The sequence below is a fragment of the Bradyrhizobium sp. WSM4874 genome (genome assembly GCF_055811835.1).
Genome location: NZ_JBVVPR010000028.1, coordinates 37,229 through 57,800 on the forward strand (window position 1 = coordinate 37,229; position 20,572 = coordinate 57,800).

The following is a 20,572-nucleotide window of genomic DNA, read 5'->3' on the forward strand; positions in this document are numbered from 1 at the left end:
GTCAGTATTCCCGGATGCTTTCATCCAATCCGCGAAGCAAGGGATAGAGGAAATAGGAAATCACCGTCCGCTTTCCGAGCTTTATTTCGGCGGTGACCGCCATACCTGGCATGAACTGAACGCGTTCCGGCGGCAGCCGAAGATGCATGTCGCGCAAATCGATCAGTACGCGATAAAAGGGAGCTGACGGGCGGCGCGCACCTTCGGCCTTCGCGTCTGGCGAGAATGAGTCCTGGCTGATGACCCCAATCTCACCAGTTGCCGTGCCGTACTTCTGGAACGGAAATGCTTCAAACTTGATTCGTACGGACTGCCCGACCGTCAGCTGTCCGATATCCCTGCCTTCGACGTTGACCTCCGCCCGGAGCGTCTCGTCGCGAGGGACCAGTACAAACAATGTCTCGGCCTCGCGAATTACCGAACCAACCGTCCGATTGGCAATTTCAAGTACCACCGCATCAGCCGGTGCGTGCAGCACGATCAATTGCCGGCGAAGCTCCGTCTTCTTGAGCTCCTCCACGGCGCTGTTACGCTTGGGCAACGTCTCCACGAGCTCCTGATAGGAAGTACGGCGAAACTCTGCAGCGAAAACCTTTTGGTCTGCACGGGCCTTGTCCAAACGATGCATGTTGTCGACAATGGCGCCACGAACACGCGCCAGATTGCTTTCAACCTCCAGCCGCGCGTCCCGGGACAGCAGGAAGTTCAGTCTTGAACCGACCTCCTTCGCCATCAACACATTTCGCATGGCCTCAATGGACTGCATGGTCTCCAGCCGCTGGGTCAGAACGAATTCCTCATCCTGGGCCGTCTTCAGATTGGCCTGAGCGGACGCAATCTGCGCGTCGTAGTTCTGGATCTGAAGATCGTAAGCCGTCCTTCTCTGGAGAAATACCTTTCGCTGCAGCGCCTGATCGGCATTCGCGGACTCCTCGAGGACGTACTCAACGCCGTCCAATTCCGCCCGGACCCGGTCGATGGAGGCGTCGAAACCCGCCAGGCGGCTGCGCAGTTGATCAAGGTCGGCCTGAGAAAATGTCGGATCGAGGATCGCAAGGACATCGCCGCGATTAACCGGATCGCCGGCCTTAACGCGAATGTCCCGAATGACCGATGTTTCCAGCGGCTGGACGACCAGGTTGGGACGTGTGGTGACCAGTTTGCCCTGTGCCGTCACAATCATGTCGACACGCGACACGCATGCGAACGCGATCGCGGTCGCGATCAGGGCGACGACACAATAGAGCGTGATTCGTCCTACGCGCGGTGGCGTTCCGTGCTCGATCTCGGCGGCGTCGGACTGAAATTCCGCAACTACGCGAGATGCCGTCGGCGACAGCGATAGCCTTCTCCGGGAAACGGTCGAAGGGCCCGACCTGCCGGACCTCCCTTCCGCCCTGCTTTTCCCGGCGCTGGTCATGCGACCTGTCTCGTCTGCTGATTCCAGAGATGCCTGTAGATGGTGCACTTCGACAGCAGGCCGTCGTGGCGATCCACATCGACGATTCGTCCTCGGTCGATGACTAAAATCTGGCTCGCATCTGACAGCATCGAAAGCCGGTGCGATACGATGATGACGGTACGTCCCTCTGCGATACGACGTAGATTGCGCCGGATGATCGCTTCGCTCTCGGAGTCCAGCGCGCTGGTCGCTTCATCGAGGATCAGGATGCGCGGGTTGACGATCAAGGCGCGGGCGATCGCAAGCCGCTGCTTTTGCCCACCCGACAGGTTCGATGCCTGCTCCTCGAGCATCGTATCGAATCCCCTCGGCAGCCGCTCAATGAACTCGTCGGCGCCGGCGAGCTGGGCCGCCCTGACAACTTCTTCGAACGTCGCGTCACGCTTCACACAAGCTATATTTTCCCGCACGGTGCCCCGGAACAGGAAATTATCCTGGAGCACGACCCCGAGATTCCGCCGCAGGTGGGTAAGATCAATCTCGCGCGAATCATGGCCGTCGATCCGTAGTAATCCCTGCTGCACCGGATACATTCCCGCGATCAGTCGCGTCAGCGTCGTCTTGCCTGAGCCGCTCCGGCCGACAATTCCAAAGACCGAACCGGGAGCGATTGAAAACGAGACGTCGTCCAGCGCCGGCGCTCCCTCGCCATAGCGGAAGGTCACGTTTTCAAACTCGATCTGGCCGACCAAATCGGGACGCAGCCCGTCGCGATGACCGTCCCGTTCCGGCTGCTTATTCATGACCTCGCCCAGCATCTCAACCGCCAGCGCGACCTCCTGATACTCGTGAACCATGGTCACCATCTGAACCAGCGGCCCCGAGACGCGTCCCGCCAGCATGTTGAAGGCGACCAATGCGCCGATTGTCATCTCGCCACTGAAGACGTCCAGCGCGCCCAGGGCCACGATACCAAGCGTCATCATCTTCTCGAGAAAACCGGTCAGTGCCTGGGCGCCCGCCGAGATCTTTTCAACCCCGAAACGCATCGATACCGATCGCGCGCAGCGATCGTCCCATGCCCTGTTCTGGTTGGGCTCCATGGCCAAAGACTTCACCGTGCGCATTCCGTGCACCGTCTCGACCAGAAGAGCATGGCGGCCGGCTTCGGCTTGATAGAGCTGGTAGAGCCGTCGTCGGAACGGTCCCATCAAAATCACAATTACGCTGCCGCTGATGGCGGTAAAGGCCAGGACGACGCATGTCAGCTTAACGCTGTAGAGCGCGAGGACAGGCAGGAAGACGAACAGCGAAAGCGCGTCCAATGCGGTCAGGAACAGTCGACCGGTCAGAAACTCGCGAATTCGCCCGGCCTGCTGCATGTGCTTCACCAGCACACCGGCCGAGATATGCTCGAAGAAGGTTACGGGAAGCCCCAAAAGATGCCGGAACGTTTTGGTCGCAACCCGGATGTCGATCTTGTTCGTGGCATAAAGCAGCAGGTAACGACGCAAGAAGCTGAATATGGCATCGAAGCAGAGCGCGATAATCGCGCCAGCCGAGAGTACGTAGAGCGTCGTGAGACTCTCGTGGACAAGAACCTTGTCGATCACGAGTTGAAAGAAGATTGGAAGCGCGAGGCCGAGCGCATACAGGAAGACGGCGGCGATCGCAACGTCAGAGAACAAGCGCCATTCCCGGACCATTTCGGGTACGAACCAGCGCAATCCAAAGGTCCTAGGGCCCTGTGTTGAACGACTCTCGCGCTTGAACAAGATCGCCTTTCCGAGCCATCGGGCACAAAACCGTTCAGCATCGACAAGCAGCGGCTCGTCCGTCCGTTCAGCCAAGGGATCGAAGACAGCTACGGCATCGCGTTCCGGCCCGGCCTCGACAACAAGAACCCAGTTCTGATTCGAGAGCTGAACAAGAGCCGGATAGGCTTCGCCGAGCCGACACAGCGCCTTCCAATCGAGCTGCGTCGCCTGGGCGCGAAGCCCGGCCTCATGCGCCATGCGCAGCAAGAGGTCGGTCGAGATGCCGGCATCATCGACGGCATAAGCATGCCGCAAACGGTCCGACGGCAGATCGATGCCGTGATGGGTGGCGACCCTCGACAGGCATTCAAGGGCGGTTTGAGCGGCCCAACGCGGCTCGTCCTCAGACGAGAGCGGTGCTGGTTCACACCGCTCGATTTCAACGGAAGTTGGCTGAGACATTTGGAGATCGTGAGCTGTCCGAAACAGATGACGCAGGCTCCACCCGCGCAGGCGCTGCAGTCGGCGCTTTTGGCCGATTGCGCTGGACGACGCCGGCATCCACGAGACCCTGAAGCGCGTTTTGCATTACCTCGACGGAGTTCGCGAACGACTCCGCCGAAAAGATCAGCCTTTGCCGAAACACCTTCTTTGGCGCATTGTTGGCGTCACGTTCGGTGGGCGAGAGACTGACCAAGTCCACCCGCACGATTGCCCCGCCAATTGTGACCTCGTCAATCCCGTCGGTATAGAGCTCCGTATGCATTCCGACTCTCCCTATGCTGCGAGCTGTGGCCTGAAGACGACGTCCACCGCGTAGCTCGTCGCGTTAAAGGTGTTGGTGGGGAAGAGGCTTCCAGATCCGTACGCATAGACGCCGTTCCCCCCGCTGGACGCGGATGATGGGGCTGTCAATGGTCCGTTGGTCACCGAACTGGCAAACAGATTGGGATCTGCCGAGTAATTTCCCGCAGTGTGATAGGCGGCGATATAGGTCGTGCCCGCTGCTATCGTCACCGGCGTACTGAAACTGACCTGCTGCCAGCCGCTCGCCGCCTCGTTGGAAAAGGTGGCGGTGGCCAGCAAAGTCCCAGTGCTGCTCCAGAGATCGGCGACGTGCGTTCCCGTGTTGGATGGCCCCTTGTAGAAGCGCAGACCGACGATGTCGCCCGAGCTGGACGCCAGGAACTTCATGCCCAGCTCCACGGAATTCGGATCATTCACTGTAACCACACTGGGCGTTGGATTCGCGCTGAACAGGCTCACAGTGCTCGCTGACGGCGCATGAACGGTCACGTCCACCCTCGCGCTTGCCGTGCCGCCCCGGCCATCTGCCATGGCGTAGTTGAAGGAAGCCGGCCCGGTGTATCCGTTGGCTGGCGTGAACGTCACAGTGTTGTTCTGAGAACTGAAACCGACTGTACCATTGACGGCCCCACTGACGCCCGTGATCGTTAGAGCATCCCCATTCGGATCGGTATCGTTTGCTAGAAGCGTCGAGCCGGAAATGCTGAGAGGTACGTTTTCGGTCGCATTGAAGCCACTGTCGTTATTGGCGATCGGGGGCTGGTTCGTGCCGCCGCTCGAATTGTTGAACACGACGTCGACCCAGTAATTGGTGGCGTTGAACGTGCTGGTGGGAAACAGATTTCCTGTCCCGTAGGTGTAGACACCATTGTTGCTCGCGGGAGCCGTAAGCGGGCCATTCGATTGAGCCGTGGTAAAGTCGTTGGGCGTATCGGCATAGTGGCCGTTGCTGTGGAAGCTTGCGACATAGGTGGTCCCGGCCGCGATCGATACCGGGCTGCTGAATATGACAGTTTGCCAACCGCTGCTGGTCTCGTTGGAGAAGGTTGCAGTCGCCAGGAGCGTGCCTGTGCTACTCCACAGCGAGCCGGCGTGAGTGCCGGTATCATTCGCACTCTTGTAGTACTTGATGGCGGAAATGGTGCCGGCCGCCGAAGACGTAAACCGCACGCCAAGATTGACTTGTGATGTATCGGAGGTCGACAGCACCGAGGGCGTGTCGGAGTTCGAGAACAAGCTGACCGTCGAGGGCGCGGTGCTCACCGCAACATTGAACGTCTCGCTGGCGGCGAGGCCGCCGAGATCGGTCGCGGTTGCCTTCAAGCTGAGTGTGCCGATATCGCCAGACGCCGGTGTGCCGCTGAAGGTCCGGCTCGATGCGTTGAAACTCAGCCAGGAAGGCAGTGGCGAGCCGTCGGCGGCGGTTGCCGTGTAGGCGAGCGAATCGCCGGAATCGACGTCAGTGAAGGTGCCGGCAGGCAGCGTCAGCGAGAAGGCCGAACCAACCGTTGCCGTTTGGTTGCCGGTCTGGACCGCCAGCACCGGCGCGTCATTGGCGCCGTGAACGGTGATCGTGAGTGTCGTGGACGAGGTGGCACCGGCGGCGTCGCGCATCGTGTAATTGAAGGCGTCAGTCAGCGTGTTGGTCGCTAGCCGCAGGGCCTGCACGGCGGGATCGGTTTCGTTGACGATATAAGTGAAGGCTCCCGTGGCATTGAGCACGAGGCTGCCATGCGCTCCACTCAGAGCCGAGCCCAACGTGCCGGAGGTCGAGCCGAAGCTGACTGCAGTCACCGTCTTGGTGTCGCCGGAATTTGGATCAGTGTCATTGGTCAGTACGCTTCCCGTAGCGGGCGAGCCGCCCGTGCCGTTGGCGAGGCCGCCTTTTTCCGTGGCGTCGCCCGTATCGGCGACCGCTGTCGGCGGCGCGTTCGGCGTCGTCGTCACGGCTATATTGAATGTCTCGCTGGCGGCGAGGCTGCCGAGATCGGTCGCGGTTGCCTTCAAGCTGAGTGTGCCGATATCGCCGGACGCCGGTGTGCCGCTGAAGGTCCGGGTCGATGCGTTGAAACTCAGCCAGCCAGGCAGTGGCGAGCCGTTGGCGGCAGTTGCCGTGTAGCCGAGCGAATCGCCGGAATCGATGTCAGTGAAGGTGCCGGCAGGCAGCGTCAGCGAGAAGGCCGAACCAACCGTCGCCGTTTGGTTGCCGGTCTGGACCGCCAGCACCGGTGCGTCATTGGCGCCGTGAACGGTGATCGCGAGTGTCGTGGACGACGTCGCGCCGGCGGCGTCGCCCATCGTGTAATTGAAGGTGTCGGTCAGCGTGTTGGTCGCAAGCCGCAGGGCCTGCACGGCGGGATCGGCTTCGTTGACGGTATAAGTGAACGCTCCCGTGGCATTGAGCACCAGGCTGCCGTGCGCTCCATTCAGAGCCGAGCCCAGCGTGCCGGAGGTCGATCCGAAGCTGACTGCAGTCACTGCCTTGGTGTCGCTGGCATCCGGATCGGTGTCGTTGGTCAGTACGTTTCCGGTAGCGGGCAAGCCGCCCGTGCCGTTGGCGAGGCCGCCTTTCTCCGTGGCGTCGCCCGTATCAGCGACTGCCGTCGGCGGTCTGTTGGTGCTGGAGGATCCGTTGAAGACCACGTCGACGAAGTAGTTGGTCGACTTGAAGACGTTGGTCGGGAATACGGTTCCGGTTCCGTAGCTATAGATGCCATTTCCCGTGGCGGGGGCGCTCAGCTGGCCATTGGTAATCGACGTTGTGAAATAGCTCTGAGTGTTCGAATAATTGCCGTTGGTGTGGTAGGAAGCGACATATGTCGTGCCCGGGGTAACGGCTATCGGGCTCGAAAAACTTACCTGCTGCCAGCCGCTGGCGGTCTCGCCGCTGAAGGTCGCTGTGCCCAGCAGCGTTCCCGTCGCAGTCCAGAGATGCGCGACGTGGGTACCCGTGTTCAACGAGCCCTTGTAGAAGCGCAGGCCGGTTATCGTCCCGTTGACCGAGGCGCTGAACTTGACGCCCACTTCGACGGAGCTTGTATCACCCGAGTTGGTCACGCTCGGCGTGTCGTTGGTGCCAAACAGGCTCTGGGCAGATATCGGATAGTTGACGTTGAGAAACACCTGCCCCGTTCCACTGGCGCCACCGGAGTCGGTGATCGTGTAAGCGAACTGTGCCGCTCCCGCGTAGTTCGCGATCGGGGTGAACGTCACCGTTTGAGTCTGGACGTTGTAGCTTACGGTGCCATTGGCCGGATTGCTCACGCCGCTGATCGAAAACGATAGGCCGGCGGGATCCGTGTCATTGGCAAGCAGCGCCGATGCCGCGATGTTCAGCGTCCCGTTTTCCGTGACCGTGAACCCACTGTCGTTGTTGGCCTGCGGCAGCTGGCTGTTGTCCCTGAAGACGACATCAACCCAGTAATTGTCTCCCTTTGCCATCGAGATGCTGTTGGGGAAAAGTGGCCCTGTCCCGTAAGCGAAGACGCCGTTCAGGCCGCCGCCCGTCGCTGTCAATGAGCCGTTGGTGTGCCCTGCATTGTCGAAGTAGAAGTCGGTGGTGGAATAGTGACCGGTGTTCGTATGGTATGATGCGATGTAGGTCACCCCGCCCTGTACATGCACCGGGGTCGTGAAGTTGACCTGTTGCCAGCCACTCCCCGTTTCGTTGGTGAATGTTGCGCTTGCAAGCAGCGTCCCGTTCGCCGTCCAGAGATCGCCGAGATGCATTCCCGTGTTCTGGGTGCTCTTATAGAACCGGATGCCGGTGATATCGCCCGAAGCCGCGGCAACGAACTTGACACCCAGTTCCACAGCGCCCGCGTCGGGAGTGTTGACAACGGCCGGCGTGTCCGAGGGACTGAAGATCGTCAGGTTCGACGACGGCGTCACTATGTAAGCAATGCCCGTACCTGGCACTTCGAGGTTCAAGCTATCATCGACCGCCCTGCTCCGGATCTTCAACTGTCCCGGCGCGCCGGCCGCAAATGTATAGGTCCAGGTTACATTCGACGCTCCGACGGTGCTGCTGGCCGGATGCCAGGTGCCGCCGCCGTCGCTTGAAATTTCGACACCACCGATCACCCCCCCGGAGTCGCTTGCCGTCCCGGTCACAGTGATAGATTGGCCTTCCACGACGCTTGCGGAGGAGAGATTTGTGATGGTCGAGGTCGGTCCCGTATGATCGGTCGATTGGGCGGCAATCACCAGACTTGCCTGCAACGTCGCGGGCTGCACGCCCATGTCCGCAAACAGATTGACCATGGCCTGCTGGACGTTCGGATCAGTCGGAGTCGCCGGCGCCAAGTTGTACTGGTCGTGATCCGATGCAAGACCCCAGGACCAGAACACGGTGCCGGCGCTAAAGACGAGAGCACCGCTCACAGGATCACGGAATTCCACCAAGTTGTGGGTTGCGGTACCGCTGCCCGTCGTATTGCCGTAGTCAAGTAGGTATTTTGTGGTTTGGAGAGTGGTCGACGAGACATCCACCAGTCCAGCCGGACGGAAGCCGTTATCCGGCGACGAGTCCCATTCGTAGCCCAACAGGTTCGGGGTCAGCGATGCAGTTTGACCTTGCGCCGTCCCTGCGATCGGCGCGTTACGCCAGAGCCTCAACTGCGTCATTCCATACGGAATCTTGATCGTGCCGTAGGAATCCCCGTCCACCTGAAAGACAGTGCCGGTCAGTGCGTTGGAGGGAATGCCTGACATGCCTCCGGTTGACGCAAAACGCGCGTCCATGAATGTTCCCGTCGCCGTCCCTGTTGGGTCGATCAACTGATTGGCATGAGTGTCCTTGTACGTGATCAAGGTGCGGTTTGCCGTGTGACTGGGATCGATGCTGGCTGCAAGCCTCGTCTGCCAATACACTTCGTTTCCGCTCAGAAACGTCAGATTGACGCCAGCGTGACCGGCGGCCTGGACGTTGGAGACCTGGCTATCGGTCCAGTACTCGTCGTGACCGACCTCCATATAGATCTGATGATTCAACAGCAGCGATCCGTTGGTTGCCGCGTCGATGCCCGAAATGTAGGAGACGTCGTATCCGTTTTGCTCAAGCCAGTAGATCGCCGGATATTCCGCCGAGAACACCATGTCATTGGAGCTGCCCTCGAGCCCCCCATCACGCGTGGTGATAGGACGATTGTAGCTCACGGCGTAAGCGGAACCGTTCACGCCAGGTCCGTTGCCAGTGTAGAGATTGGCCCCGCCCCAAGGGTTATATGCCTCCCAGGTTTGGTCAGCTGTCTGGAACACGATTGCGCTAGTTGACGCATCGCTACGGACGACAAACGGAATTTGGAAAACCTGCGTCCCGTCAATGACATTGGCAACGTAGACGCCTGACACAGCGGTCGTCGGAACGGCCCAGGAATCAGTCACGCTCCAGTTGCCGGCGTCCACGAGACCCGTGGACGCGTCCTTTAACGGGGTCGGTTGCACAACCGAGGTTGCAGCCTGATGCTGCAAGCTCGTAATCAGTCGGGCACCGTTGCCGCCGTAGTAACCAAGCCGGTAGATATCGACATGGTAGTTCGGCGCGCCGGTCTGGTTGTTGATTTTGAACTGAACGGTGCCGCCGATATTGGTACTTATCGCCGTCGTGAAGCCCTGGATTTTCGTTGAGTCTGCGCCAGCGTCGATCTGCCAGATGCTTTGCGGCGTGCCTTGTTTCTGATTTTCCAGCACGATGGGGTTCGTTGCAGCTGGGTCCGCAACAATGGTGCCGCCCTGCCCGTCACTTGCAAACGTCCAGTTCGGGTCATTCCCAGAGAACAGCAACGTGACGTTGCCGGCCCCGTTGCCGAAATCGACTGTGCTGATGTTTGAGCTGCTGTCGTAATGAACCGACGCCGACATCGTTGACGTGAAGGAAAAATCCCTGAGATCAATGAGATTGCCAGCCGAAAGCGGTCGATCCGGCGATGAACTTCCGATCAGACCGTGGAATTGGGCGGAGTGATCGAGGATAAGGCTGCCGGCTTCCGTCTCGAACGACACGGTTATTCCGGAAAATGATCCACTCAAGACTTGCCCAGAGACCGCCCCTCCGATCTCGAGAGTTGCCTTGTCGGAAATCGCGAAGACCCCCGATCCGCGGACGTCTCCCTTAAAATCTGCCGCAGCTGCGCGATCTCCGCCCAAGGATCCGAGCGTGATGTTCCCGTTGTTTGTCGCATGGCCCTCTACGACGAATGAGCTTCCGGCCGCTAGCGAGACCGCCGCCTCTGCATCGACAACCAGCCTGCCTATGTCGATATTGCCCGCGGTTGCAACAACATAGGATCCCGGCGCATCGATGAACGCCGTCGACGAGATATCCGGAACGCCGGCACTCCAGTTCGCAGCAACATTCCAATAGCCGCCGCTCGCATTGATCCAACGAGTCGCGCCGGACGGCTGGGCAGACAATGTTGTCCGCAATGCTGCGGCAGCGTGACCGCGCACACCGCCGATAGCGGTCAGCTGCCAGGAACTTGCACTTTGACTTGTGCCCACACTTACCTCGGCCCCGACATTCGAGCTCCCACTTGGCAGGTCTGCGCGGGGCGGAATCCAGAGCGGCTGCCACACCGGCAGATTGCTGCTCCAGGTCGCAGCCCAGAAGGGCGGTCGCTCCAGGCTTGGGATCGTCGGGTTGAAGTCACTTTCTTCCGAGAGGAGAGGCCTTGCTCCTCGATAGAAGACGCTCGACCTTTGATTCAGCATGGTCAGCCTCTCGAAATCAGCATAACAGAACGCGATTCAATTAATGATTAAATCAACCGCGATTTCAATCCCTTTATTTTAGCATTTAATTTAACGGTGAGACTGCAAGATTTCGTTGAGATACCCGCCATACCCGCTCTTCTGCAGCGACTCGGCCAACGCGAGAAGTTGATCACGATTGATGAAGCCGAGTCTGAAGGCGACCTCCTCAAGACAGGCGATCTTCATTCCCTGCCGCTTTTCCAGGGTCTGCACGAACGTCCCAGCATCGATGAGCGACTCGACCGTGCCGGTATCCAGCCAGGCAAACCCCCGCCCCATGCGTTCGACATGGAGCGCGTCGGCTGAAAGGTAGCGCATTTGCAGATCGGTGATCTCAAGCTCGCCGCGCGGCGACGGTTCAACGCGACGAGCGTAGCGGACAACGCGATTATCGAAAAAGTAAAGACCGGTGATCGCCCAACTCGACGCTGGCTTGCTCGGCTTCTCCTCGATCCGTATCGGACGATTCGCCTCGTCAAATGCCACGACGCCATATCGTTCCGGATCGCGCACATGATACGCGAAGACCGTGGCGCCTTCCTCACGTCCCGCCGCCCGGGCCAGCAGTTCACTCAGACCATCGCCGAAGAAGATATTGTCGCCAAGCACCATCGCCACACGATCGCTTCCGATGAAATCGGCACCAACAATGAAGGCGTCCGCGAGACCGGCAGGACGGGCCTGTTCCGCGTAGCTGAGCCGAATGCCCCATTGGCTGCCGTCCCCCAGCAACCGCTCGAACTGGCACCGGTCTGACGGCGTGGTAATAATCAGAATTTCGCGGATTCCTGCCAACATCAGCGTCGACAGGGGATAATAGATCATCGGCTTGTCATAGATCGGGAGCAACTGCTTGCTGACCACGCGCGTGATCGGATAGAGACGCGTTCCGCTGCCGCCAGCCAGCACGATTCCCTTCAGCATCGGTGTCTCCTTCTCCGACCAGCTGGTCAAGACAGGCTTCGAGTGAATGGCGCCAGGACGCCAGGCGAATTCCGAACACGCGTTCGGCCTTGGATGAATCCAGGCGCGAGTTTCGAGGCCGACGCGCAGCGGTCGGAAACTCTTCAGTCGTGATCGCCTCGAGCGTCGGAATCCGCGCTCCACGACGGGAAAGCTCGTCGAAGATTGCCTTCGCAAAGTCATGCCAGCTTGTCTCGCCTTGACCGGCGAGATGAAAGATGCCGGCCGCGGCCCTGCGATCGACTGTTACTGACCGTTCTGCGATCTGAAGGACAGCCTCCGCGAGGTCGTATGCGTAGGTCGGATTTCCCTGTTGATCCCGGACAACCCTTGCGATGGGCTGCGTCTCGCATAACCGCAACATCGTTCGAACGAAGTTGCTGCCGTAGGGGCTGTAAAGCCACGAGCATCTGATCACGGTCGCGAGCGGATGCGCGGCCAATACAGCAGCTTCGCCGGCAAGCTTCGACGCGCCGTAGACATTTAACGGCGCGGGAATGTCGCTTTCGTCATACGCATCCAGTTTTGCGCCGTCGAACACATAGTCGGTCGAGAGATGGATGAGTGGAATATTCATCTGCCAAGCGACATTTGCCAGCGCTGCCGCACCATCGCGGTTGATGCTGAACACTTTCGCCGCTTCAGATTCGGCCCGATCGACCGCCGTATAAGCGGCCGTATTGATGATTGCAGACGGCGCGATCGATGCGATGAGCTCGTCGATCCCTTCGCGGTTCTCCAGATCGAGTTCTCGGTGCCCGAGAGCCACCGCAGGCAGACCGCGCATTGCAGCGAGATTACGAAGACACTTTGCCAACTGACCGTTCCGCCCGGCAATGAGGATGGGTCGATCTGTCATCTTCACCTCAATGTTGAGTAGCGAGCAGGCCCAGACGCGAGCCGTCATAGACACCGCAGCGAGCACGCTGCCACCATGCACGATTGTCGAGATACCATCCGACTGTTTCGGCCAAGCCATGTTCGAAGGTTCTCGTCGGTTCCCAGCCTAGTTCGCGATGTGCCTTCGACGCGTCGATCGCATAGCGCGCATCATGTCCTGGACGATCCGGCACGAACCTGATGAGAGATCGTCTCGCTCCCGCGCCCGGGGATAACCGATCCACCACGTCACAAATCCTGGTGACCACCTCCAGGTTGGATCGCTGGCCATCTCCGCCGAAATTGTACTTCTCGCCCGGTCTTCCTTCGTACAGAAGTTTTATCAAGCCAGCGGCATGATCATCGACATGAAGCCAGTCGCGAATATTTCTGCCGTCGCCATAGACCGGTAGGGGCTTCCGGTCGAGCGCATTGAGGATCGTCAGCGGGATGAGCTTTTCCGGGAACTGGTACGGCCCGTAATTGTTCGAACAATTCGATACGATGACCGGCAGACCGTAGGTTCGAAACCACGCGAGTGCGAGGTGGTCCGAAGCCGCCTTGCTCGCCGAATACGGCGAACTCGGCCTGTAGGGCGTGTCCTCGCGAAACAAGTCCTCCGGCCCCAATGAGCCATAGACTTCGTCTGTCGATACGTGGATGAAGCGGAACTGCTTCCGCCGCGGAAGCGGCAGACGTTCGTAATAGGTCCTGGCCGCCTCCAACAGCGTGTAGGTACCAACTATATTGGTGCTGACGAAGGCCTCGGGTCCGGTGATCGAACGGTCGACGTGGCTTTCGGCGGCCAGGTGTATGATCGCATCCGGCTCGTAGTCGGCGAACGCGAGACCCATAGCCTCTCGATCGCAGATGTCGGACTGCAGGAATGCATAAGACCCCAGCCCCTCGATGCTCGCCAGCGAAGTCAGGTCGGCTGCGTATGTCAACTTGTCGATGTTGACCACCGCGGCACTGGTCTGCAGCACCAAACGGCGACACACAGCAGAACCGATAAAGCCCGCTCCGCCGGTCACCAGGATACGCATTCCACTCATCTCCACTATTTCATCTCCACTATTCGAAAACGCAAGCAAGCTGGTTGAGCGCAGGAAGGGTCTGGTCCTTTGGCGATATCTGAGCCTCTGACGGCGTGACGGGCCACTTGATCGCTAATGCGGGATCAGCCCAATAGACGCCGCTGTCATGGCTCGGCGCGTAGACTTGGTCGACCTTGTACAAGACGACGGTCTTGGGCTGCAGGGTACAGAAACCATGCGCGAATCCCTTCGGAATGAACAGCTGCTCGCTGCTTTCGCTATCCAACTGGATGGCGATGTGCTTGCCGAAGCTTGGCGATGAACGCCGGAGATCAACGGCAATATCGAGAATAGCCCCGTTCAACACCCGTATGAGCTTCGCCTGGGCGAAGGGCGGTCGCTGGAAATGCAAGCCGCGCACCGTGCCGACCCGATCCGAGCTGGACTGATTATCCTGAACGAAGTCGTGCAGGATTCCTTTCTCAGCAAAAGCCGATCGCTGAAAGGTCTCACAGAAGTAGCCGCGGGCATCGGAAAACCGATCTGTTCGAAGGACTTTGACATCAGGGATCGCTAAAGGTCGCAGTTCCAGCATTGGGCACCCTCCTGCCGACCCTCAATTTCCCCATCGGGGTTCGTTGCGACGGACCATAAGTAAATATTCGCCGGAATTTAATTATCCGCCCGCCGATCCGTCTCGAAACGCTCACATTAATTTTCAATGCAAATACCGGCTAGACCGTAACCCTCAGAAGCACCTTCCATTTTGCCAACGCCGTGCCGAAACGACAGACCCATCATCATTTTCAATTTCAGCCTCGATTAATATATGATTTATTTAATTTGGCAAGCGGAATTTTATATGCATATAATCCCCCACCGCCTTCGCGCCCCTCGGTCTGCGGGCGAGCGGCCCCAACGTGACCCACCGTCGGACAGGTACGTGATGCTCCAGAACAATCTTCGACACACGGATAGCGTACGGCTGCCTGTGACCGGGCTGGCCCAACCCGTTCAAACGGACAGCGGAGGAATCAGCGACGTCATCAATTTCGGCATCGGGCTTCTACGACGCCAATATCTCATGATCCTTGTGACTGCTGCACTCGTGACTGCGGCCAGTCTGCTCTATCTCCGCTTGGTGTCTCCAACCTATACCGCGCAGGTTCAGATCCTGTTGGCCAATCCAAGGGCCCAATTTGTCCAGCAGCAGTCACTCCTTGCCGAGCCGGCTTTCGATCTCACTCAAATCGAGACCCAGCTTCAGCTCCTGAGATCAAAGGCCACTGCGGTCTCGGTCATCGACCAGTTGAAACTGTCGGACGATCCGGACTTTAGTGCGACAGGGCTATCTCTACAGTCGCTCTGGCAGCGAATTCGGTCATGGGCGTCGATTGGATCGAAGAAGGATGGCTCATCGGATACCCATGGTGAACCTTCAGACACTATCGTAGACGCATTTCTCAATCGGCTTTCCGCGGGGCGTATTGGCTACAGCAACGTCATTGAGATCAATTTCAATTCGAGCAACGCAGCCCGAGCCGCGGAGATCGTCAACGCGGTAGCCAATACCTATGTTGCGGACCAGCTCAATGCAAAATTCGATGCTAATCGCAGGGCAACAAGCTGGCTGCAGGACAGGCTGCGCGATCTCGGTGACCAAGCCCTCGCTGCACAACGTGCCGTCGACGTCTACAAGGCCCAGAACAATATCGTCTCTTCGGACGGAAAGCCCATCAACGACCAGCAGGTCACAGAAATCAACAATCGATTGGCTGCCGCACGCGCCCAGACCTCTGATGCCACGGCCAAGTTGGCTCGCTATGAAGCTCTTCTTGCCTCCGATCCGACAAAGCCGTCCTCGATGGGCAATCTGGATGCTATCGGCGCCGATGCGACAAACAGCCAGATCATTACGGGGCTGCGCCAGCAGTATCTGGAACTCCTGAGACGTGAGGCCGAGTTGACGGCCAGGGTTGGTCGCGACCACCTGGCAGTCGTCAATGTTCGGAACCGCGCGCGGGAATTTCGCGTCTCCATTTTCGACGAAGTCAAAAGACTTGCCGAAGTCAGCCGAAGCGAATTCGAATTCGCCAAACAGCGCCAGCAAGAAATCGAAAAGCAACTGTCCAAGGCCGTCTCGCAGTCCCGTTCAGTCAATTCTGCCGAGCTAACCAACAAGGATTTGGAAAGCCGGGCAAAGGGCTTGCGTACCTTGTACGAGACTTTCCTGCAGCGTTACATGGGCTCCGCACAGCAGGAGACATTCCCCATCTCGGAAACGCGCGTACTTTTTCCCGCTTCGCCGCCGCCGAGCAAGAGCAAGCCAAAGACGACGTTGGTGCTGGCGCTCGGCATCGTCGGCGGCCTCGCGCTAGGCATCGGCTTGGGGCTGCTCAGAGACGTCATGGACCGCGTCTTTCGTACCTCCTCACAAGTCGAAACTGTGTTGGAATTGCCTTGCCTATCGTTGGTCCCATTGTTGCCGGCCCGCAAATCCGCGAAGATACCAGTTCGCCCCCAGCCTACCGATGATGATGTTCAACAACGGATAGTTCCGTCTCCAACGGCAATTCATCGCACCGTGGTCGGGATGCCGCTATCTCGGTATACCGAGGCAATTCGCTCCATCAAGCTAGCCATCGACCACAATCCGGCCAAAATCTCCTCCCAGGTCATCGGGATTACCTCGGCCCTGCCGAATGAGGGGAAGACTACGATTGCAGCCTCGCTCGCGCAATTGATCGGCCACACAGGCAAGAAAGCTATCATCGTCGATTGCGACCTCAGGAATCCCTCACTTTCTGCTATCTTTGCGCCTAAGGCTGTCAACGGAATCATCGAAGTTGCAAACGGCAGCCGATCCCTGGCTGACACGATTTGGCGAGATCCCGCGACGAACCTTGCATTTCTACCTGCCGTGCGGCGGGGATCTCTGCTTCACACCAGCGAGATTCTGTGCGCCGACGCAATAAGCAAGCTGTTCGACCGCCTGCGAGCTGACTATGACTACGTCATCGTCGACCTTCCTCCCCTGACCCCGTTAGTTGATGTCCGAGTCACCTCATCTCTAATAGACGGCTATATTCTAATCGTTGAGTGGGGCCGCACCAAAATAGATGTCGTGCAGCACGCACTGCACACGGCACCCAACATTCATGAATCGCTGATTGGGGCAGTTCTCAGCAAGACGGATACCAAGGCAATGGCTCGATATGACGGCCATCGGAGCTATTACTATCATGACAGCCACTATATCCGTTATGGCCTTTCCGGCTCTTGAGGCTGTCTCGTAGCGGCCTGCACGTTCTCCGGCCACCGGAGTGGCCGCACCACACCATGGTGTTTACATGATTATCCGGCTTGTCCTGTTAGCCGAGTTTGTGGCGATCACCGCGGCGCTCGCAATGCCGGAAAGCCTGCAAAGCTTGGGATTGGCATCATTCATACTAGCAACAGCCGCGCTGGTTGTAGCGATCTTTCCATGGCCCGCCTCCCTCGGGCTCACCAAGCTGCTCCGGCCTGGTCCCGTCGTTGTGCTCGCGGCTCCGGCCCTCTGGATGGCGTTACAGGTGGTGCCTATGCCTATGGACACACTCGGAAATCCCATCTGGGCAACTGCTTCGGCGGCCTTAAGCGAGCCCCTCGCCGAAAAAATCACAGTCGATATGGGGGCGACTATGCTCTCGCTGGCGCAGTATTACGCTGTGCTCGCCGCGGCCCTCGTCACTGCGGTCATCACGCTTGACCGATATCGCGCAGCGCAGGTCCTGCATATACTACTGTCGATAGCCACGATTGCCACGGCCATGTGGTTCAGGAAGGAAACTGCCGGTGTCGCCGGGCCCGATGGCTCAACCGTCGCAGTGCTCGGCGTCTTGCTCTCCTGCGCCACGGCAATACGCGCGGCCGATCAGATAGCGCGGCACAGTCGGCCAGGAACAATTGCGCCAGTTCCGCTCCTTGCTCTGTCCGCCGCGACCGTCGCAATGATTATCTGCTTGGCCGCGCTGCTCATTCGGGCCAACTCCACCACCGTCGTCGCTACCCTCCTCGGATCAGCAAGCTTGCTCTCGGTGTTCGTTATTCGCAGGTGGTTCTTGGGCTTGTGGGGCACCGCTGGCGTTTTCGCAACCGCCGCAATATTCTGTATTGCCAGCGTAACGGTTATTCCGTTTAGAACGAACACCGATGTGACGATCGCCTTGTCAACGAGCAGTCAGATCGCGACAGAACGGATGCTACAGGAGGTCAGGCCGGCGGGATCCGGTGCCGGCGCTTCGACGGTCCTTTTGCCGCTTTATCGGGACATTGGAATCGGCGCCCCGCGAGAAAGGCCAACGGCTGCCGCCGCAATGGTTATAGACATGGGCTGGGCGTTCCTTTGCGGCCTTGTAGTAATAGCGATGCTCGGCGCTTGTATTCTGATCAGGCGTTCTCTGTCACGAGCTTACGGCTACGTGTACCCCGCCTTGGGCGCCGGTGCTTCGATTGGACTGACGATACTGGCCTTTGCCGACCATGGAATTCTGGGTTTGGGCGCATCGCTTTTGGTCGCTGCGCTTTTTGGGCTGGCGTTCGGTCAAAGCGTCTCCGGTGCGGGCCGTGAGGCCCTATCCTTGGAGTCGAAAGAGGCTTCGGACTGGACGGCCGGTCCAGCTCCGGCGTCTCGTCCAAGGCTCGCGCCAGCGTTTGTCAGCCTATGGCCGCGCGCTGCTCTGGCCGTGCTTGGAATAGCGCTGATCATACAGACGATATGGATGGTCCTCCCTGGGTGGTATCTCGGAGGTCAGTCTTCTTTGACGGCAGCTGTTTCGGCCGCAGCAGCATGGTCAAACGGGATCTCGAAACCAGTTTCGGCTGCGGCAGCGCATGAAGACCTTTGGATCCGAGGGGAATCACGATCCCGTGGAGATCCGGCTCTCGCCGCGGACGAGCAAAAAACGGAACCTCCGGCAGCATCGAATGCGTTTGCCCGCGCGCTGCGCTCGTCGCCGCTCCGCGGCGACATTTGGCTCATACTCGCGGCGGCGCCGAAACAGGATTCGATCCAAACGGCAGCCATGCTCAAGATGTCGTACTATACTGCGCCGAACGATCTGGATCTGCTTCCGTTAAGGCTATCGGTCGCGCTCGTTACAGATGCTGTAGTACGCGAGCTTGAATTTCGGGACTTGATCAAGCGGGACGTCAGCCTCGTCGTTACGCGTCGACCTACTCTCAAACCAGCGCTTGTGGCCGCGTACCGGTCAGCCTCGGCCGAGGGGAAGATCTATCTCGAGACCCTAATTTCGGAGCTCGATCCGACCTACCTCGACAACATGCGCGCGCGGAATTCCCGACAGGGATCTCGATAGGATCCTCTGAGCAGTGCGACATATTTAAAATGGCCAAACCCAGGATTTTATCTTGATAAATCCGATTAATTAATATATTATTAAATATTAACTTGCGGGTGTCCCGACAATGAATTTCGTGAACCGACATTTCCCCGATCGGGAAGTTACGGATCGTGTCAGTCCCGGGCCGATAGTATCCCGCCAGCACAAATGGCCTCTCCGTTACGACTCGATCGAATACGTGGCGCTCTGTGCGGATATTGCGACCATTGTTTTTGCGAGCGTCGTTTCGACGTGGCTGAGCCAAGCTCAGAGTGGATGGGCTGCAGGCGACTTAAGCAACGCACTTGGCTTGGCGCTAGTCAGCGCAACATGTCTCGTTTGCCTGTTGAAGACGCACGGCCTTTATCGGCCAGCCGAGCTCCTCGTCCTGCGAAGTCAGATGCGCGCCGTCTGGATTGCATGGGCGTCATTGTTGTTCCTGATATGGGCCGGGTACGGTTTTGCAATTGGTTCGGGCTCTTCTCACCAAGCGGGCACACTTTTCGCTGTCCTGGGCCTGGGCTTGCTTATGGCCGAGCGGTGGGGAGTGAGAGCGCTTCTCGGGAAGGGCCTGAGCGGCAGAAAATTCGCCAGCACAAACATTGTTCTGGTCAGCGACCAGCCGCCATCGAAAAACGCCGGACTGCCTGAAACGCTGGCGCTGCATGGTTATTGTGTCCGAGGCCGGTTCAGCTTGCCCCCAATCGGCTTCGGTCCTGCCTGTCGAAGGCGGCTCACGGCTCGCGTGATTGACTACATTCGCAGCTCCGAGCTCGACCAGGTGGTTGTGGAAGCGAACCCGGAACGATGGCCCGAACTTCGGGCCTTCGTTGCCGACTTGCGGGTCTTGCCGCTACCGGTTGTGTTCGTGCCGGTCGGTACGACATCCGAATTGCTTCGACACCCTACGCGAAGCCTTGGAAGTACGGTTTGTGTTGAACTCCAGCGTGGGCCGCTTACGCAGCTGGACTGTGCGACCAAACGAATCATTGATCTTTTCGGCGCCGCGCTCGCCTTGACGATACTTACCCCGCTGCTTGTGCTGGCCGCGCTTGCAATCAAGCTGGACTCGCCCGGCCCCATATTCTTCCGACAGCAACGCTGTGGTTTTAATGGCCGGATCTTCCTGATCCGCAAATTCCGGACGATGCATGTGCTCGAGGACGGGCCGGCGATCCTTCAGGCCCGTCGCCTCGACCGACGGGTGACACGCGTCGGCAAATGGCTGCGACGGACAAGCTTCGATGAACTGCCACAGCTGTTGAATGTGCTCGACGGCAGCATGTCGCTGGTCGGTCCGCGTCCTCATGCCTTGGCTCATGACGGAGAATTTGACAAGCTCGTGCGGAACTACGCCCTGCGCCGCAGGGTTAGGCCAGGACTGACCGGATGGGCCCAAGTCCATGGCTGCCGCGGTCCAACCCCCACAGCCATCACGGTCGAAACACGAGTACAATACGATCTCTGGTACATCGACAACTGGAGCCTTCGGCTTGATCTCGTAATCCTGCTGCGAACTCCCCTCGAAGTGCTGCGGGGACGCAACGCCTATTAGGCCCACAGGATCACGGCACTGCGGCGGCCATTTTAACC

Annotated in this window: 11 protein-coding genes; 3 read left to right on the top strand and 8 right to left on the bottom strand. The window is 58.9% G+C overall.

What is annotated here, in order from left to right; translation table 11 throughout:
* Position 1: 1 nt before the first annotated feature.
* The 8 genes from AC0L3P_RS25705 to rfbC all read right to left on the bottom strand — a co-directional run bounded on the left by AC0L3P_RS25705 (position 2) and on the right by rfbC (position 14,193).
* A complete protein-coding gene (locus tag AC0L3P_RS25705; protein WP_473306149.1) occupies positions 2–1,420 on the bottom strand; it encodes an HlyD family type I secretion periplasmic adaptor subunit in 1,419 nt (472 codons plus the stop codon).
* Entirely contained in the window at positions 1,417–3,621 is a 2,205-nt protein-coding gene (locus AC0L3P_RS25710; RefSeq protein ID WP_473306151.1) for a peptidase domain-containing ABC transporter, read from the bottom strand. Before AC0L3P_RS25710 ends, AC0L3P_RS25705 begins: the two co-directional genes overlap by 4 nt.
* A complete protein-coding gene (locus tag AC0L3P_RS25715) occupies positions 3,599–3,925 on the bottom strand; it encodes a hypothetical protein (RefSeq protein WP_247816360.1) in 327 nt (108 codons plus the stop codon). Before AC0L3P_RS25715 ends, AC0L3P_RS25710 begins: the two co-directional genes overlap by 23 nt.
* 11 nt (positions 3,926–3,936) lie before the next feature.
* A complete protein-coding gene (locus AC0L3P_RS25720) occupies positions 3,937–10,677 on the bottom strand; it encodes a DUF4082 domain-containing protein (RefSeq protein WP_473306154.1) in 6,741 nt (2,246 codons plus the stop codon).
* A 90-nt stretch (positions 10,678–10,767) separates the two neighbouring features.
* Positions 10,768–11,643 (bottom strand): glucose-1-phosphate thymidylyltransferase RfbA, encoded by an 876-nt coding sequence (gene rfbA / locus AC0L3P_RS25725; RefSeq protein ID WP_473306156.1) that lies wholly within the window; start codon positions 11,641–11,643, stop codon positions 10,768–10,770.
* A complete protein-coding gene (gene rfbD / locus AC0L3P_RS25730; RefSeq protein WP_354208741.1) occupies positions 11,552–12,541 on the bottom strand; it encodes a dTDP-4-dehydrorhamnose reductase in 990 nt (329 codons plus the stop codon). The genes rfbA and rfbD overlap by 92 nt, the downstream gene beginning before the upstream one ends.
* Positions 12,542–12,548: 7 nt before the next feature.
* Positions 12,549–13,607, bottom strand: a complete 1,059-nt coding sequence (gene rfbB / locus AC0L3P_RS25735; protein WP_247816364.1) for a dTDP-glucose 4,6-dehydratase — start codon at positions 13,605–13,607, stop codon at positions 12,549–12,551.
* A gap of 28 nt (positions 13,608–13,635) precedes the next feature.
* A complete protein-coding gene (rfbC, locus tag AC0L3P_RS25740; RefSeq protein ID WP_354128821.1) occupies positions 13,636–14,193 on the bottom strand; it encodes a dTDP-4-dehydrorhamnose 3,5-epimerase in 558 nt (185 codons plus the stop codon).
* Positions 14,194–14,544: 351 nt separating this feature from the next.
* On the opposite strand from rfbC, the gene AC0L3P_RS25745 reads away from it, so the two are divergent.
* The 3 genes from AC0L3P_RS25745 to AC0L3P_RS25755 all read left to right on the top strand — a co-directional run bounded on the left by AC0L3P_RS25745 (position 14,545) and on the right by AC0L3P_RS25755 (position 20,534).
* The gene (locus AC0L3P_RS25745) at positions 14,545–16,881 is read left to right on the top strand and encodes an AAA family ATPase (protein WP_473306218.1); all 2,337 of its coding nucleotides are present in this window, start codon (positions 14,545–14,547) and stop codon (positions 16,879–16,881) included.
* Positions 16,882–16,948: 67 nt separating this feature from the next.
* Positions 16,949–18,955, top strand: a complete 2,007-nt coding sequence (locus AC0L3P_RS25750) for a hypothetical protein (protein WP_473306159.1) — start codon at positions 16,949–16,951, stop codon at positions 18,953–18,955.
* Between the two features lie 109 nt (positions 18,956–19,064).
* A complete protein-coding gene (locus AC0L3P_RS25755) occupies positions 19,065–20,534 on the top strand; it encodes an exopolysaccharide biosynthesis polyprenyl glycosylphosphotransferase (RefSeq protein ID WP_473306161.1) in 1,470 nt (489 codons plus the stop codon).
* Positions 20,535–20,572 lie beyond the last annotated feature (38 nt).

Coding starts and splice junctions, on each gene's coding strand:
- AC0L3P_RS25705 (WP_473306149.1), bottom strand. CDS start 1,420: ATGACCAGCGCCGGGAAAAGCAGGGCGGAAGGGAGGTCCGGCAGGTCG.
- AC0L3P_RS25710 (WP_473306151.1), bottom strand. CDS start 3,621: ATGTCTCAGCCAACTTCCGTTGAAATCGAGCGGTGTGAACCAGCACCG.
- AC0L3P_RS25715 (WP_247816360.1), bottom strand. CDS start 3,925: ATGCATACGGAGCTCTATACCGACGGGATTGACGAGGTCACAATTGGC.
- AC0L3P_RS25720 (WP_473306154.1), bottom strand. CDS start 10,677: ATGCTGAATCAAAGGTCGAGCGTCTTCTATCGAGGAGCAAGGCCTCTC.
- rfbA (WP_473306156.1), bottom strand. CDS start 11,643: ATGCTGAAGGGAATCGTGCTGGCTGGCGGCAGCGGAACGCGTCTCTAT.
- rfbD (WP_354208741.1), bottom strand. CDS start 12,541: ATGACAGATCGACCCATCCTCATTGCCGGGCGGAACGGTCAGTTGGCA.
- rfbB (WP_247816364.1), bottom strand. CDS start 13,607: ATGCGTATCCTGGTGACCGGCGGAGCGGGCTTTATCGGTTCTGCTGTG.
- rfbC (WP_354128821.1), bottom strand. CDS start 14,193: ATGCTGGAACTGCGACCTTTAGCGATCCCTGATGTCAAAGTCCTTCGA.
- AC0L3P_RS25745 (WP_473306218.1), top strand. CDS start 14,545: ATGCTCCAGAACAATCTTCGACACACGGATAGCGTACGGCTGCCTGTG.
- AC0L3P_RS25750 (WP_473306159.1), top strand. CDS start 16,949: ATGATTATCCGGCTTGTCCTGTTAGCCGAGTTTGTGGCGATCACCGCG.
- AC0L3P_RS25755 (WP_473306161.1), top strand. CDS start 19,065: ATGAATTTCGTGAACCGACATTTCCCCGATCGGGAAGTTACGGATCGT.